Source organism: Asticcacaulis benevestitus DSM 16100 = ATCC BAA-896 (assembly GCF_000376105.1).
In the GTDB taxonomy this organism is placed as follows: domain Bacteria; phylum Pseudomonadota; class Alphaproteobacteria; order Caulobacterales; family Caulobacteraceae; genus Asticcacaulis; species Asticcacaulis benevestitus.
Genome location: NZ_AQWM01000001.1, coordinates 63612 through 78597 on the forward strand (window position 1 = coordinate 63612; position 14986 = coordinate 78597).

Below are 14986 nucleotides of genomic sequence, written 5' to 3' on the forward strand. Positions count from 1 at the left end.
TGTTAACCAGCTACTGGCGGCGCGGCGGCAGAGGGCTTAAATGAGGTGAACCACCTGATTCAATAAGAGGTGGCAGGAGTAAGTTATGAGTGACGTCAAGTCGGGCGCGCGTATTCTGGTATTCGGCAATGAAAAGGGCGGGGCGGGCAAATCGACCGTCGCCATGCACGTCGCCGTGCATCTGCTCCATCAAGGCAAACGCGTCGCCTTTATCGATCTCGACCTGCGTCAGCGGTCTCTGGCGCGCTTTTTCTCCAACCGCGCCAAGTGGGTGGCGGCCAATGAAAAGCAACTGCCGATGGCCTTTGAGCCTCACCTGCATGACAAGCCGGCCAGCCTACTGACCGTGCCCGAAGCCGAGGCGCGCAAGGCCTTTGACCGCGCGCTCGATGAGGCGATCGAGCAGGCGGACTATGTGATTGTCGATACGCCGGGCGGAGACCACGTGCTGTCGCGCCGGGCCCATGCCGTGGCGCACCTGATCATCACGCCGATGAACGACAGCTTTATCGATTTCGATCTGCTGGGCGAGGTTGATCCGGTGACGCTCGATGTCAAGCGGCCGTCGATCTATGCCGAAACCGTATGGAATTCACGCAAGCAGCGCGCCGTCTGGGACGGTAAGTCGATTGACTGGATCGTGCTGCGCAACCGTCTGGCCGCCAATGAGGCGCGTAATCGCAAGCGCGTCGATGAACGGGTGCAGGCGCTGGGCAAGCGCGTTGGTTTTGAGGTTCTGGCCGGTTTGCGCGATCGGGTCATCTATCGTGAGCTTTTCCCCTTTGGTTTGACGGTGGCCGATCTCTCCGGCGACATCCGGCCGGTGGCGGTATCGCTCAGTCATATCGCGGCGCGTGCTGAACTGCGGGCCTTGATGGGATCGCTTGGTCTTGAGGCGGGGGCGGAAGTTTCAGAAACCGCATCTGAAGGCGTGGACGATAACGATATGGCTGAGGTCTGATGCTCTGGGTCGGCGGCGCCATCGCTGTTTTTCTGTTGCTGGCTTATGTCGGGCGGCAATCGCGCCTTGGCCGGCTGAAACAGGGGCCATGGATCAACCAGTTCCGCGCCCTGCGCAGTCTGGTCAGCATGGCCTTGCTGGTGCTGGGCGTGACCCTGATGGTGCGCGAGCTGATGCTGCCGGGACTGGGCGCCTTGCTGGCCTCGTTCCTGGTGGGCGGCTCGGTGCGTTACCAAACCTATTTCCGTAAAGACGAACAGCCGGCCACCGCGGCCAGCTATACGCCTGATGAGATCAAGGCCTACAACACGCTGGGCCTGGCGATTGGCGCCGACAAAAGAGCCGTCAAGGAAGCGTGGAAAAACCTGATGAAGACGGCGCATCCGGATCAGGGCGGCGATGTCAGTCGCGCCAGCGCCTTGAATGCCGCAAGGGATGTGCTGTTGAAGCGGCGGCGCTGAACTTATGGGGTTTGGGGCCAACGGCCCCAAGTCTTCTCTCTTTCAAAAGAAAAACCCGGTCCAAAAGACCGGGTTTTTCTTTTGAAAGAGGTAAGGTTTGTGGGGTCACAGACCCCACGCCCCGTAGGTTTAGGCCTCGGGCTTGATCACCATGCAATCCAGGTGCTTGGCCGATATGCTCTTACAAGCGGCGGCGGCCTGTTCCTTGGTCAGGGTGGCGAAGCGGGTGCGATACCAGCCATTGTCGTTCTTGGCGATCTGCGTGGTGCTGTCCGTCAGGTGCTCGCCAAAGCGCGACTGCATCTTCTTCACCCAGTCACTCGCCAGCGACTTGTCCTTGAAGGCGCCGACCTGAATGGCGTAGGTCGCCTTCGGATTCTTCTTTTTCTTACCCTTGCTCTTCGGCTCATCGGCATCCGCCAGCTTGGTCTTGGCGTTCTTGGCGGCCGGCTTGGTCTTAGTATTTTGGGCGGCCACCTTGGTCGCGGCCGGCACGGCCTTCGGCTTGATATCGGCGGCGGTCGGGGCCTTGCTCAGGGTCTGCACCACGTCCGGCGCCGAGACCATTGAACTGGCGCGCTGCACATCGACATCCGTGGCATTGGCCTGTTCGCTACCCTCAAGGGTTTCGCGCAGTTGGTCATCTGTCAACGGCTTGTTGTTGCTGGCCAGCATCGTATAGGAGGTCGGGCTGTCCGGGATGCGGCTTTCGGCGAACATGGCGCGGGTGAATTCGTTCTGCGCCACGGCGATGGTCTCACCGCGCTGGCGGCGGCTGATGACGTCGAAGCCGGTGCTCATCAGGGTGGTGACGTGCTCGCGGCGCTGGGTCTTGTTGGAACCACCGAGCATGACGGCGATCAGTCGGTGACCGTTCTTGACCTGCGAGGCGACCAGATTATAGCCGGCGGCGTTGGTAAAGCCCGTCTTCATGCCGTCAACGCCATCCAGACCACGCAAGGGGTTGTGGTTGACATAGGTGCGGCCGCGGAACTCCTGTGAGGGCAGGTTGAAGTAGTTATAATACTGCGGATAGTCGCGTAAGGTGGCGCGGGCCAAGATCGCGAGATCGCGCGCCGAAGAGAGCTGGCGGGCATCGGGCAGGCCGTTGGCGTTGACGAAGCGCGTCTGGGTCATGCCCAGGTCCTGCGCGCGAATGGTCATCATGGCGGCGAAGCGCTCTTCGGTGCCGCCGATCTTCTCGGCCAGGGCAAGAGCCAGATCGTTGGCGGAATAGAGCGCGACCAGGCGCATCGCGGTATCGACGTCGATCGTGTCGCCGGCCTTGAGGTAAACCTTCACGGGGGCCTGGGAAGCAGCGCGGGCGCTGATGGTGATCTGGTCGGTCGGCTTGAGCTTGCCCTGGGCCAGGGCGTCGAACGCCATGTAGAGCGTCATGATCTTGGTCAGCGAAGCCGGATAGCGGGCTGAATCGGCACGACGGGCGTAAAACACTTCGCCGGTCTGGGCATCGACCACGATGGCCGCATACTTGGCGTTATCGCCCGGATCCTGCGCGCTGGCCGAAGCCGGCAGCAGAAGTGTCATGAAGGCCAGCATGGACAGGAGCAGGGCGACAACGCCCTTTCCCCCCAACACAACGTCCCCAAAAATTTGGCCTGTCGTCCGCCCGATCATACGCATCAAAGCTGTCCTTAACTCTATCAAACGCGATTACACACAATTTGGAATCCGCCGGACCCACGCAAAATAAGAAAACAATGTGGTCTTATTGTGAGTGGTATATCTATCAATATAGTCCCAGAAGCCTAGTCTGTCGTGAATTTTCCTTAACCAAGCCTTAAGCTCACCGTATCGTGACCGCTAACGCGCTATAATGTCTCAGTTCATGCCTGTTTGGCAGGCATCACCACACCAGACAACCACCACGCGCCTGAAGATGCTAAGAAACTCCCACATAGGGGGAATTGTCTCTTCACGTTTTCGTATTCCTTATTGTGCAGTGCAACATACGGCTTGACCATATGCTGCACTTGCGTTATATAAAGTCGCAACCGGGCAGAAGGTTCGATGTCAAACGACGTCGGAAATTAGGCTCATTTCGCCTTTGTATCCACGCATCAAACCAATCATAGGGAGTTTGTCATGTCGGAAGCTGCTGAAACCATCAAGACCACTGTTGAAAAGTTCACCACGGCTGGTAACCAGGCCTTCAAGGACTCGGTCGAAAAGACCCTGGCCGGCCTCAACGAAGCCAACGGCCTTGCCAAGGGCAATGTCGAAGCCGTCGTCGAAAGCCTGACCGCCGCCACCAAGGGCGCGGAAACGGTCGGCGCGCAAGCCATGGCCTTCTCCAAGAAGAACTGGGAAGAAGCCGTCTCGGCCGCCAAGACGCTGCAAGGCGCCAAGAGCATTCAGGAAGTCATCGAGCTGCAATCGAAGTACGCCAAGACCTCGATGGAAGCCTACGTCGCTGAAATGAACCAACTGACCGAAACCCTGTCGGCTTCGTTCAAGGACACCTTCAAGCCGATCAACGCGCGCATGACCGCTGCGGTTGAGAAGTTCCAGTCTTATCGCTAAGACTCTGGTCGCTAAACTCTAAGGCCCTAAAGGCCTGAGAATGCCGAGCCTCGCACCTTCACCGGTGCGGGGCTTTTCTTTTTTCAGCGGTGCACCATATGGACGTTTCCCTCATAAGCGTCACAATTCGACATCACACCCCATAAACTGTGATCGCGTTGCATCATGTTTGTGCATTTACCCCCTTAACAGCGTCCTCATTTGGACTATCTTGTTATTAGGCGACTCCTGCATATCTAGAGGGAGGGCTGGGAACATCGGTCCGGAAATAGCCAGAAAACGAACAGATACGAGATGAGATTGGTTTTGACACACGACGGGCAGAACGCAGCGCAACGGATCATGGCGGCCGACAAGGGCACCACGACCAGGCCCGGACAGGCGCCGGGATTGCTGATCGATACCAAGCCCAAGCCACAAAAGCCTTCGCTCTATCGCGTGCTGATTCTGAACGACGACTACACGCCGATGGAATTCGTGGTCTATGTGCTTGAGCGCTTCTTCAACAAGTCGCGCGAAGAGGCCACCCTGATCATGTTGCACGTCCATCAAACCGGTGTGGGGGTGTGCGGCGTATACACGTATGAGGTGGCGGAAACCAAGGTGGCGCAGGTCGTGGATATGGCACGCCGTCATCAGCACCCACTCCAGTGCACGATGGAGAAAGACTGAAGTTATGCTGATGACAAACATGCAAAACTGCCCATCAGCATCCGCTTCAATGCACGATGGAGAAGGACTAACCGGAGAAACTTAGACGGCCGGGATTTTATCTAAATTCTATCTACAGGGTTCAGATCAGGTTCAGACTGCCACGATTAACGTCTGGTAGGGTTAATGTCTTAAACCATAAGTAAGATTTTAAGCCCACAGTTTTGATTTGAGTAACAGCGTTTTCAAGATTTATTGGAGGTCGTCATGCCGTCATTTTCCAGCGCATTAGAAGAGACCCTGCATCGCGCAGTGGGTCACGCCAATGCCCATCACCACGAATATGCGACGCTTGAGCACCTCCTTCTGGCCCTGATCGACGATGTCGACGCGGCCGCTGTGATGAGTGCCTGCAACGTCGATTTGTCTAAACTGCGCGTCGCCCTGGACGCCTATATCGAAACCGACCTGAAATCTCTGGTCGAGTTGCAATCGGAAGAAGCCAAGCCCACGGCCGGTTTCCAGCGCGTCATCCAGCGCGCCGTGATCCACGTCCAAAGCTCCGGCCGCGATGAGGTCACCGGCGCCAATGTGCTGGTCGCCATCTTCTCCGAGCGCGAATCGCACGCCGCCTTCTTCCTGCAGGAGCAGGAAATGACGCGCTACGATGCGGTCAACTATATCGCCCATGGTATCGCCAAGAAGCCCGGCGCCACCGAGGCCCGCGTCGTGCGCGGCGCCACCGAAGACAACGCCAATTCGGGCGACGAAAAAGGTAAGGGCGGTTCCACCGATGCGCTCGCCGCCTATTGTGTCGATCTCAACGAGAAGTCGCGTCACGGCAAGGTCGATCCCCTGATCGGTCGTTCGGCGGAAGTCGAGCGCGCCATCCAGATCCTGTGCCGCCGCACCAAGAACAACCCGCTGCTCGTCGGTGATCCCGGCGTTGGCAAGACCGCGATCGCCGAAGGCCTGGCCAAGAAGATCGTTGATGGCGATGTGCCGGAGGTTCTGGCCGGTGCCACCATCTATTCGCTCGACATGGGCACGCTGCTGGCCGGCACCCGTTATCGCGGTGACTTCGAGGAGCGCGTCAAGCAGGTCGTCAAGGAACTGGAGGCGCACCCCAATGCCGTCCTGTTCATCGATGAAATCCACACGGTTATCGGCGCCGGCGCCACCTCCGGCGGAGCCATGGACGCTTCGAACCTGTTGAAACCCGCTCTGGCGGCCGGTTCCCTGCGCTGCATGGGCTCGACCACCTACAAGGAATACCGTCAGCACTTCGAGAAAGACCGCGCCCTAGTGCGTCGCTTCCAGAAGATCGACGTCACCGAGCCGTCGCTCGACGACACCATCAAGATCCTGAAAGGCCTCAAGCCCTATTACGAGACCTTCCACCATCTGAAATATACCGACGCTGCCATCAAGGCTGCGGTGGAACTGTCGGCGCGTTACATCACCGATCGCAAGCTGCCCGACAAGGCGATCGACGTGATCGACGAAGCCGGTGCGCTCCAGATGGTCCTGCCGGAAAACAAGCGCCGCAAGGTGATTGGTCCGAAGGAAATCGAGTACGTCGTCTCCAAGATCGCCCGTATCCCGTCGAAATCGGTCTCCCGTGACGACGCCACCGCCCTGCGTGATCTGAAGGTTGACCTCAACCGCACGGTCTTTGGTCAGGACGAGGCCATCGAGCAACTGTCCACGGCCGTGAAAATGGCCCGCGCCGGTCTGCGCGATCCGCAAAAGCCGGTCGGCTGCTATCTGTTCTCCGGCCCCACGGGCGTCGGCAAGACCGAAGTGGCCAAGCAACTGGCTGCCACCATGGGCGTCGAACTCCTGCGTTTCGATATGTCGGAATATATGGAGCGCCACACGGTGTCGCGTCTCATCGGCGCGCCTCCGGGCTATGTCGGTCATGATCAGGGCGGTCTGCTCACCGATGCCGTCGATCAGCAACCGCACTCGGTTGTCCTGCTCGATGAAATCGAAAAGGCGCACCCGGATATCTACAACATCCTGCTGCAGGTCATGGACCATGGCCAGTTGACGGACGCGGTCGGCAAGAAGGTCGATTTCCGCAATGTCATCCTGATCATGACCACCAATGCCGGCGCTTCGGATAACCAGAAGAACTCGATCGGTTTCGGCCGCGAAAAGGTGACCGGTGAAGACGAACAGGCCATCAAGCGCCTGTTCACGCCGGAATTCCGCAACCGCCTCGATGCGGTCGTCACCTTCAAGCAACTGAAGCTCGATGTGATTTCGCAGGTCGTCCAGAAGTTCATCATGCAACTGGAAATGCAACTGGCCGACCGTCACATCTCGATCGAACTGACCGACGAAGCGTCGGCCTGGTTGAGCGAAAACGGTTACGACGAACTGTATGGCGCCCGTCCGCTGGCGCGCGTCATCCAGGAGAACATCAAGAAGCCGCTGGCCGACGAAATCCTTTTCGGCAAGCTGGTCAAGGGTGGTCATATCCTCGTCAAGCTGACCGACGGCAAGATCGCCTTCGACATCACGCCCTCGCAAAAGGGCGCGGACAAGTCGGGCGCCAAGGCCGAAATCGTCGACTAGGCAGGGTCGCGGACCCTGCACCCGGATTGTTGACGACGTGTGTTGAAGTGTTGGCAGCTAAATAACGAAGGCCCTTTGGTGCAAACCGGAGGGCTTTCTTTTTTATACCTCCCTGCTTGCCGGGGTTTGGCGCCAGCGAAAGTATAGCTTTCGCCAGCCATGGGACCGACGCGCTTTTGCGCAGTGGTCATGGGCTTTCTTGCTTTCTTTCCTGTACACCCTCGTAATCGTAACCGCATCACCTACATAAGCACTTCAGGACCGCGCAGACACGCCGCATAAGCGGCGGCGGGCGGTCGCCCTAGCCAAGCGAAAGCTTGGAACTCTCCGGAGCGCCGCATGATCCCCTTTTCCATCCTCGACCTGTCGCAGATTTCCGAAGGCGGCAGCATCAGGGATGCGCTGGCCAATTCCGCGCGGATGGCACAAGGCGCGGAGGCGGCGGGCTATTCCCGTTACTGGCTGGCCGAACACCACGGCATGCCCGGCATCGCTTCGGCGGCGACCGCGATCGTCATCGCCCATGTCGGCGCGGCCACGAAGACCATCCGTATCGGTTCGGGCGGCATCATGCTGCCGAACCATTCGCCGCTTGTGATCGCCGAACAGTTCGGCACGCTGGAAGCGCTCAATCCCGGCCGCGTCGATCTCGGCATTGGCCGTGCCCCCGGCACCGACATGATGACCGCGCGCGCTTTGCGCCGGAATATGGACGCCGGCGTCGAGAGTTTCCCAAACGATATCATGGAACTACAGAGACTGCTGGGCGAACCGGACGATGGTCAGCGCATCCTGGCGGTGCCCGGCATGAACAGCCATGTGCCGATCTGGCTGCTCGGCTCCTCGCTCTATAGCGCCCAACTGGCGGCCCAACTGGGTCTGCCCTATGCCTTCGCCTCGCACTTCGCGCCGGAGCTTCTGTTCGACGCCATCCAGCTTTATCGCCAGCATTTCCGTCCGTCTGCGGCGCTGAACAAGCCCTATGTCATGGTCGGGGTCATGGGCGTGGCGGCCGATAGCGACGCCGAGGCCGACTATCAGTTCACCTCGATGCAGCAGTCCTTCGCCAATCTGCGCCGCAATGTGCGTGTGCCGTTTCCGCGGCCGAGCTATGACGCCGTGGCCAACCTGACGCCTGAAGAAACCACCATGATCGACCATATGCTGCGCTACGCCATGGTGGGCTCGCCGGCCACGATCGAAAAGCGCCTTGGCGGCTTCCTGCAACAGACCGGCGCCGACGAACTGATCATCTCCATGCCGATTCACGATATCGGCGCGCGCCTCAAGTCGGTGGAACTGTTCGCGGGTCTGCCATTGATGCAGAAGGTGGCTTAATCCCTAAGGCGTAAGCGTTCCTTGCCGATCATCAGATCATCCCACTTTGGTTTTGCCGCCGTCACCCGACCGGCATTGAAGTCTTCTTCGTGGCCGGAATTGTAAAGAGGACTGCCCTGCATTTCCCAGCCTTTTTCACCTTCGGCGTAGATATACAGCGCATTTGAATCCCGCATGATGATTTCCGGCTTTGCATCGCCATTGAGATCAAGCAGGACGACGGTACAAACGCGGTCGGTATTTGTAAGGCATTGCGGGGTGTAGCCTTCATCCGGGTAGTCCTGTTGCAGGAAGCTCGTCGGCAGTAAGGCCTTTTCAGGCGCTACGACTTTAAGCCGGCGCGCATCAGGTTTGACCCTGTTCTGAGGTGGCTGATACGGAGTGATCAGGTAGCGATCTTCGTTTGTGACGGCCAGGGCGGTAACAGCGGCTTTGCGGATCGTGTCCGTCTTACCGCTCTTGCTCAAGCGCTTGAGTTCATCCAGCCCATAGCTGCCGGTCTCGAAACGCAGCACGCGCCAGTCGAATTTTTCCGGTATCACCGCGCCACTGTTGACGCGCTCAGCTTGCGACTGCGCGCTCAGGCGATAGGGATCGGCGATGGGCGTCAGAACGACGAAGCAGATCGCCGCCATCACAAAGGCGAGGGCGATATTGACCGGCTCCAGCGGATTAAGCCAGCGGCCCCTGGGCAACGCCGCCGCCACCGCATAGCCCAGACCATAGAGCAGGGCGATGACGACACCGACCAGCGCCATGACACGCTCTGGCGTCAGGCCATATTGGGCGATGCGCAAATAAAGCGAATAGGCCGCAAGGCCCGCGAAGATCGCCAGCAGGCCGCACGCCAGCCGCGCCGACCAGCGCAACACGATATGGACCGGGCGCTCGGCGTCGCCCTGCTGATAGGCGGCATTGATGAGCAGAACCAGCGCCACGCAGGCGGTGAGCAGCGAGGCGGTGGCGGCTTTCGTCTTCCACAAAGGCTCAAGTCCGCTGAAGCAGAGCGATACGGCGAACAGAAGCCCGATGACAGTGATCACCGGCAGCAGCCACGACAGCACGCCGAGCACAAGGGCGCGGAAATTGTGCATCAACTTGGTCTGGACGTCACCGAGATTGACCGAAGCGGCGATGGCCAGCCCTGAGATCGGCCACGAGAAATATTCGTTCGAGAGCAAGTCCTTGAACCAGCTAAAGCCGATATAGCCGAGCAGCACGGCGCCCAGCCACAATATCCCCCAGAACAGGGCGGTAAAGATGACGCTCAGGGCCAGTTGCACGCCGCGCTTCCACGCCTCATCGAAATAAAGGCCATAGGGCGCTATCGGCGTGCCCGATTGATCGGCGCTGGAGACAAGTTCATGCGTAATGAACAGGAACGGATAGATCAGGAAGGAGAGGTTGAAAAAGAACGGATTGTAGCCGCCCTCATTGGCATGGGCGACGCGGTTCCAGGCGATCAGCGCGATCAGGCCAAGCGCGATCACGCTCCATATCGCCAGACTGAGGCGCTTCATCGCGCCCGCCCCGGCCCACAGGATAAAGGCGCCGAGCATCAAGGTGCTGGTCAGCACCTGCGCCCATAGCGGGATGCTTCTGCCCTCCAGGGCGTCGAACGACTTGATCAGCCAGGCGATGGCCAGTCCGAACACCAGCCCTGTGGCCAGCCGGACGATCAGGGCTTCATTGGGTCTCAACTGTTGGTTGGTCATGGTATCCCCCGCTTTGACTGAGGGGTAACACGAATAGGGCTATCCGCCTAGATATGTCCCCCAACCCTTAAATACGCCCCATGGTGGTCTGGGCGTTGTAGATCTGCTGGATCGGGGCGTTATCCGGATCGAGCGGCACCATACGCCATTCTTCACCATCTTGCTCGAAACGGACCGGCGCGGCGTTGGGGCTGGAATACATGTCGTTGAGAAACTTGCGCGTCACGGCGCGGAAGGGGATACCGTGGAAGACGAACAGGCATTTGCCGCCGCCAGTCTTGTCAAGGTTTGCACGGTGTTCGTTGACGCAGGCGAACACCCGGTCGATGACCTCGCCCAGCGGCTCGGCATTATGCGGATAGTGCTTGCCATCGAGATCGGCGTCCGGATTCATGTGCTCGCGCATCTCTTCGCGGTGGGCATGGACCTCATCGATCGTCATGCCCTCGAAGAGACCGAAATTGCGCTCGATCAGGCGGTTATCGATCACCGGCTCCAGCCCGCTGGCGGCGCCTACGATCCGCGCCGTTTCCAGCGCGCGGGAGAGGGGGCTGGCGATGATGCGGGTCAGGCCTTCGCGTGCCAGTATCCCGGCGGCGACATGGGCCTGTTGCCGGCCGGTCTCATTCAGCGGAATATCGGTCGAACCCTGGAGGCGTAACTGCACGTTCCAGTCGGTCTGGCCGTGACGAAGGACGTAAAAGGCCATTAAAGTTTCGCCTTAATGCGCGCCGCCAAGTCCTTCAATTCATTTATATCTGCCATCTCGCCGGAAGCGTGCTTGCGTGGCGCCGCCTCGCTCCAGGCCGGGATGATATGGAAATGGATATGGAAGACGGTCTGGCCGGCGGCCTCGCCATTGAACTGCATCAGGCGGATGCCGTCCGGCTCCAGCGCGTCGCGCACGGCGCGGCCGATCTTTTGTGTCTGGGCGATCAGGTTTTGCAGGTGTTCGCTCGGAATATCGAACAGGTTGCACGCCTTGACCTTGGGGATGACCAGCGTGTGGCCTTTGGTCTGTGGAAAGGCGTCCATGAAGCTCAATATGCGCGCGTCCTCATAGACCTTCGCCGAGGGAATTTCGCCGCTCAGGATCTTGGCGAAGATGTTTTTCGGATCGTATTGGGTCTGAAGGCTCATGGTTTACCTGCGATTTGTGCTGATTCCGAGCTTAAAGGACTATGCTCACAAGGCCAAGAGGGGGACTCCAAAACCTGTAAAGGTTTTGGCAAGGGCAAAGCCCGCCGCCGCTTTTGCGGCGAGCCCCCAATATGACTGAAAGCCATATTGGACTTAATCTAGGTTAAAGAGCGTGTTTCAATGAAACACGCGGGCGGCCTCTGAGCGCGACCTGAAATCCAAAGGTTTCCTTCTTTGGATTTTAGGTCTAAAGACCCGTCAATGTTCAATCTCGTACTTGTCATGATCGGTGGAGCTGTGGGCTCGGCGGCGCGCTATGGGCTTAGCCTCAGCACGAAATCGCTGTGGCCGGCATCGGCGTGGCCGATCGGCACCTTCTGTGCCAACATCATCGGCGGCCTGTTGATGGGGCTGCTGATGGGGGTGCTGCTCGGCAAGGGCCTGGCCGATAACGAACGTACGCGCCTTTTGCTGGGCGTCGGCGTGCTGGGTGGCTTCACCACCTTCTCGTCCTTTTCCCTCGAAACCGTGCAGATGCTGGAGCGCCGCGATTACGCCCTGGCGTTCGGCTACAGCACCCTGTCGGTTATCCTCTCCATTGCCGCCGTGATGGCTGGCCTTTTCCTGATACGGAAGTTTGCCCTATGAGTAACGAAGTCAAAACCCTGTATATCACCGATGGTGAGGACGGCATCCGCGTCGATCGCTTCTTCAAGCGCCGCTGGCCGCATATCAATCACGTCATGCTCAACAAGCTGCTCCGTTCGGGGCAGGTTCGTGTCGATGGCGGCCGGGTGAAGGCCGATACGCGCCTGGCCATCGGCCAGACCATCCGCGTCCCGCCGCTGCCGGCCGCGCCCGATGTCGACCAGCAAAAACGCGAACGCGCCATGCTGAGCCCGCAGGAAATCCGCTTTATCCGTTCGCTCGTCATCTACGAAGACGAGGACGTTATTGCGATCAACAAGCCGTCCGGGCTGGCGGTTCAGGGCGGCACCAAGACGAAGAACCACGTCGATCGTTTGCTCTCCGCCTGGGGCGAGGGGCTTGAGCGTCCGCGCCTCGTTCACCGTCTCGACCGTGACACCTCCGGCGTGCTGCTGCTCGGCAAAAGCCCGCAGGCCGCCGCGCGCCTCTCTGGTGCCTTCGCCAAACGCCGCGCCAACAAGACCTACTGGGCGCTGGTGGTCGGCAATCCGAAGCCGGAAGAGGGCTATATCGACGTGCCCCTGATTAAGAAGGGCTTCCACGACCGCGAAATCGTCCAGCCGGCCGAGCCCAATGAGGTTGGTGCCGAGGCGGCCGAGACCGAGTACGTCACCATTTCGCGCGCCGGTCCGCGTGTGACCTGGATGGCGCTGCGTCCGCATACCGGCCGCACCCACCAGCTCCGCGCCCACATGCAGGCCATCGGCCACTCGATCCTTGGCGATCCGAAATACGGTAACGAGGCCAGTCAGTCGCTGTCCGAGGGGCTGCAACTGCAACTGCATCACCGCCGCATCGAACTGCCGCACCCGACCAGTGGCAGCCTGATCATCGAGGCGCCGCTCGATCCGGTGATCAAGGCCGGTTTCGATCGCTTCGGTTTCGATGAGCACGAGGCCGAGAACGATCCGTTTGCCAATATGAAGAAGAAAAAGCGTTGAGCGACTCTCCAAAGACCCATTCTTCCTTGGGCTTTGGCAAGGGTGCCATTCTTTCCGAGAAGGATGGGGCGCCCGAGCCGTTGCGAGGAAAGCCCGCGCGGCTTGAGCGCATAAGAATGGCTGTTTTCGATGTAGACGGGACTTTGATCGACAGCCGGTCGTCCATCTTCCGTGCGGCGGTGGAAGCCGCCCACGCCATCAATATCAGCCCGCCGAGCTACGATGATGTGCGCGCCATTGTCGGCGTGTCGCTGTTCGACGCCCTGGCCATGATGCGGCCCGATCTCGATAACGAGACCATCGCTGCCTATACGCACGAGTTCCAGCAGGCTTTTCTGCGTTTCCACGCCGATCCGTCGTTCGCCGAGTCGCTCTATCTCGGCGCCGAGGAAACCCTGCGCGCTCTTAAGGCCGAGGGCTGGCTGATGGGCATGGCCACAGGCAATTCGCGCCGCGGCGTCACGCGCACGGTTGAAAAACACGGCTGGTCGGATGTGTTTGATACTACCTTCTGCGCTGACGATGGCCCTTCCAAGCCGCACCCGCACATGCTCCAGTGCAATCTTGAGGCCCTGGGTGTCGATCCACATGAAGCCGTCATGATCGGCGACGCCACGCACGATATGCGCATGGCCCGCAGCGCCGGCGTCACCGCCATCGGCGTGTCGTGGGGGTTCCATACGGTCGAGGAATTGCTGGCCGCCGGCGCCGATCAAATCGTCCACGATTTCACCGAACTGAAGGTTTGGCTCGACGCTTTCGAGCCGCAAGCTCTTTCTGAACAAAAACGCGCAAGGTATTGATATGACTTACGAAGCCAAGGCGCCTGATAAAAAATCCGACTCGCTCGGCTTCCGTCCCAAGCGCTTCTGGGGTGGCACAGCCACCGTTGACCTTGAAGGCGGCATAGGCGTTGCGCTCGATGGCCGGCCGGTCAAGACCCCCAAGGGCAAGCTGCTGGTGCTGCCGAACGCCGATCTGTCGCAACGGATCGCGGCCGAATGGTCGGCTGTGGGGGAGTATGTTGATTACGAAGCCATGCCGCTGACCCGCCTGGGCTTTGCCAGCGTCGATCGCATGGGCGAGGTGCTGGACGATACCCTGGCCGAGGTGACGCGCTATTCCGAAACCGATCTTCTGTGCTATCCGGCTGAATATCCTGCGGCCTTGCAGGCGCGTGAGGCGGCCGTCTGGCAGCCGGTTCTGGCCTGGGCCGATGCGACGCTCGATCTGCAGTTCCAACAGAACCAGAGCATCATCCATCAGCCGCAGCCGAAGACAACGATCCAGCGAATTCAATCGTTGATTTCCAACACCACGCCTTATGAACAGGCGGGGATCATGCTGGCCATTCCCTTGCTGGGTTCGGTCATTCTGGCATTGGCCCTGTGGCGCGGACACCTGAGCGGCGAGGCGGCCTTTGTGGCGTCGCGTATCGGTGAGGACTTCCAGACCGAGACCTGGGGACGTGATGAAGAGGCCGCCAAGCGCGCTGCCGGCATCCGGGCGCAGGCGCACAGCCTGGAGATCTGGTTCAAGGCGCTGGCTTGAGGTGATCCTCGGCCAGTTGGCGCCGCTTACTTAAGCCGCCGGTCAGCCACAGAAAGTACATGTGGTAGTCGCCTGCGAAGGACCACAGCGGGTATTTAAAGGTCGCCGGACGGTTATGTTCAATGAAGAAATGCCCGATCCAGGCGCAGCCGTAGCCGGCGATCAGGCCCACAACGATCCAGCCCGTCCAGCCGGTAGAGAGGGTGAGGATCAGCGCGACAATCCCGCAGGTCGAGCCGAGATAATGCACCGCGCGGGTGGCCGGCAGGCTGTGTTCGCTCAGGTAAAAATCGAAAAAGGCGGAATAGGTTGTGTAGCGTTCGACCATCGGTTTCATCCCTTTTGGCCTAAGATAACATGTTTTGGACTTGGGCAGCAAAAGAGGATCACGGA

Annotated in this window: 15 protein-coding genes; 10 read left to right on the plus strand and 5 right to left on the minus strand. The window is 59.6% G+C overall.

Annotated elements, in window-relative coordinates:
• Positions 1-85 precede the first annotated feature (85 nt).
• Together B060_RS0100325 and B060_RS0100330 are read left to right on the plus strand one after the other, a co-directional pair.
• Complete coding sequence (locus B060_RS0100325) at positions 86-961, plus strand: division plane positioning ATPase MipZ (protein WP_018079750.1); 876 nt, start codon at positions 86-88, stop codon at positions 959-961.
• Entirely contained in the window at positions 961-1422 is a 462-nt protein-coding gene (locus tag B060_RS0100330; RefSeq protein WP_018079751.1) for a J domain-containing protein, read from the plus strand. Before B060_RS0100325 ends, B060_RS0100330 begins: the two co-directional genes overlap by 1 nt.
• A gap of 129 nt (positions 1423-1551) precedes the next feature.
• Here B060_RS0100330 and B060_RS0100335 read toward each other — a convergent pair whose 3' ends face one another.
• Positions 1552-3021 (minus strand): SPOR domain-containing protein, encoded by a 1470-nt coding sequence (locus B060_RS0100335; protein ID WP_236621548.1) that lies wholly within the window; start codon positions 3019-3021, stop codon positions 1552-1554.
• 507 nt (positions 3022-3528) lie between these two features.
• Here B060_RS0100335 and B060_RS0100340 point away from each other — a divergent pair.
• The 4 genes from B060_RS0100340 (at position 3529) to B060_RS0100355 (ending at position 8538) form a co-directional block, all read left to right on the plus strand.
• Complete coding sequence (locus B060_RS0100340; protein WP_018079753.1) at positions 3529-3966, plus strand: phasin family protein; 438 nt, start codon at positions 3529-3531, stop codon at positions 3964-3966.
• A gap of 342 nt (positions 3967-4308) precedes the next feature.
• The gene (clpS, locus tag B060_RS0100345; protein ID WP_018079754.1) at positions 4309-4638 is read left to right on the plus strand and encodes an ATP-dependent Clp protease adapter ClpS; all 330 of its coding nucleotides are present in this window, start codon (positions 4309-4311) and stop codon (positions 4636-4638) included.
• A gap of 246 nt (positions 4639-4884) precedes the next feature.
• Entirely contained in the window at positions 4885-7200 is a 2316-nt protein-coding gene (clpA, locus tag B060_RS0100350; protein WP_031220253.1) for an ATP-dependent Clp protease ATP-binding subunit ClpA, read from the plus strand.
• 339 nt (positions 7201-7539) lie between these two features.
• The gene (locus tag B060_RS0100355; RefSeq protein ID WP_018079756.1) at positions 7540-8538 is read left to right on the plus strand and encodes an LLM class flavin-dependent oxidoreductase; all 999 of its coding nucleotides are present in this window, start codon (positions 7540-7542) and stop codon (positions 8536-8538) included.
• On the opposite strand, the gene B060_RS0100360 is transcribed toward B060_RS0100355, so the two are convergent.
• From B060_RS0100360 to B060_RS0100370, 3 genes are all read right to left on the minus strand, one after another.
• A complete protein-coding gene (locus tag B060_RS0100360; protein ID WP_018079757.1) occupies positions 8535-10253 on the minus strand; it encodes a DUF4153 domain-containing protein in 1719 nt (572 codons plus the stop codon). The genes B060_RS0100355 and B060_RS0100360 overlap by 4 nt on opposite strands.
• A 67-nt stretch (positions 10254-10320) precedes the next feature.
• Positions 10321-10962 (minus strand): histidine phosphatase family protein, encoded by a 642-nt coding sequence (locus tag B060_RS0100365; RefSeq protein ID WP_018079758.1) that lies wholly within the window; start codon positions 10960-10962, stop codon positions 10321-10323.
• Positions 10962-11393 carry an HIT family protein gene (locus B060_RS0100370; RefSeq protein WP_018079759.1) on the minus strand — a complete coding sequence of 144 codons (432 nt, stop codon included), beginning with the start codon at positions 11391-11393 and terminating at the stop codon, positions 10962-10964. The genes B060_RS0100365 and B060_RS0100370 overlap by 1 nt, the downstream gene beginning before the upstream one ends.
• A gap of 261 nt (positions 11394-11654) precedes the next feature.
• Between B060_RS0100370 and crcB the strand changes: the two genes are divergently transcribed.
• The 4 genes from crcB to B060_RS0100395 all read left to right on the plus strand — a co-directional run bounded on the left by crcB (position 11655) and on the right by B060_RS0100395 (position 14593).
• Entirely contained in the window at positions 11655-12041 is a 387-nt protein-coding gene (gene crcB / locus B060_RS0100380; RefSeq protein WP_018079761.1) for a fluoride efflux transporter CrcB, read from the plus strand.
• On the plus strand, positions 12038-13042 hold the full coding sequence (locus B060_RS0100385) for an RluA family pseudouridine synthase (RefSeq protein WP_018079762.1): 1005 nt from the start codon (positions 12038-12040) through the stop codon (positions 13040-13042). The genes crcB and B060_RS0100385 overlap by 4 nt, the downstream gene beginning before the upstream one ends.
• Before the next feature lie 116 nt (positions 13043-13158).
• Complete coding sequence (locus B060_RS0100390) at positions 13159-13845, plus strand: HAD-IA family hydrolase (protein WP_018079763.1); 687 nt, start codon at positions 13159-13161, stop codon at positions 13843-13845.
• A gap of 1 nt (position 13846) precedes the next feature.
• Positions 13847-14593 carry an ATP12 family chaperone protein gene (locus B060_RS0100395; RefSeq protein WP_018079764.1) on the plus strand — a complete coding sequence of 249 codons (747 nt, stop codon included), beginning with the start codon at positions 13847-13849 and terminating at the stop codon, positions 14591-14593.
• Here the strand turns inward: B060_RS0100395 and B060_RS0100400 are convergent.
• A complete protein-coding gene (locus tag B060_RS0100400; RefSeq protein WP_018079765.1) occupies positions 14577-14930 on the minus strand; it encodes an Mpo1-like protein in 354 nt (117 codons plus the stop codon). The two genes, B060_RS0100395 and B060_RS0100400, sit on opposite strands and share 17 nt — an antisense overlap.
• Positions 14931-14986: the final 56 nt, after the last annotated feature.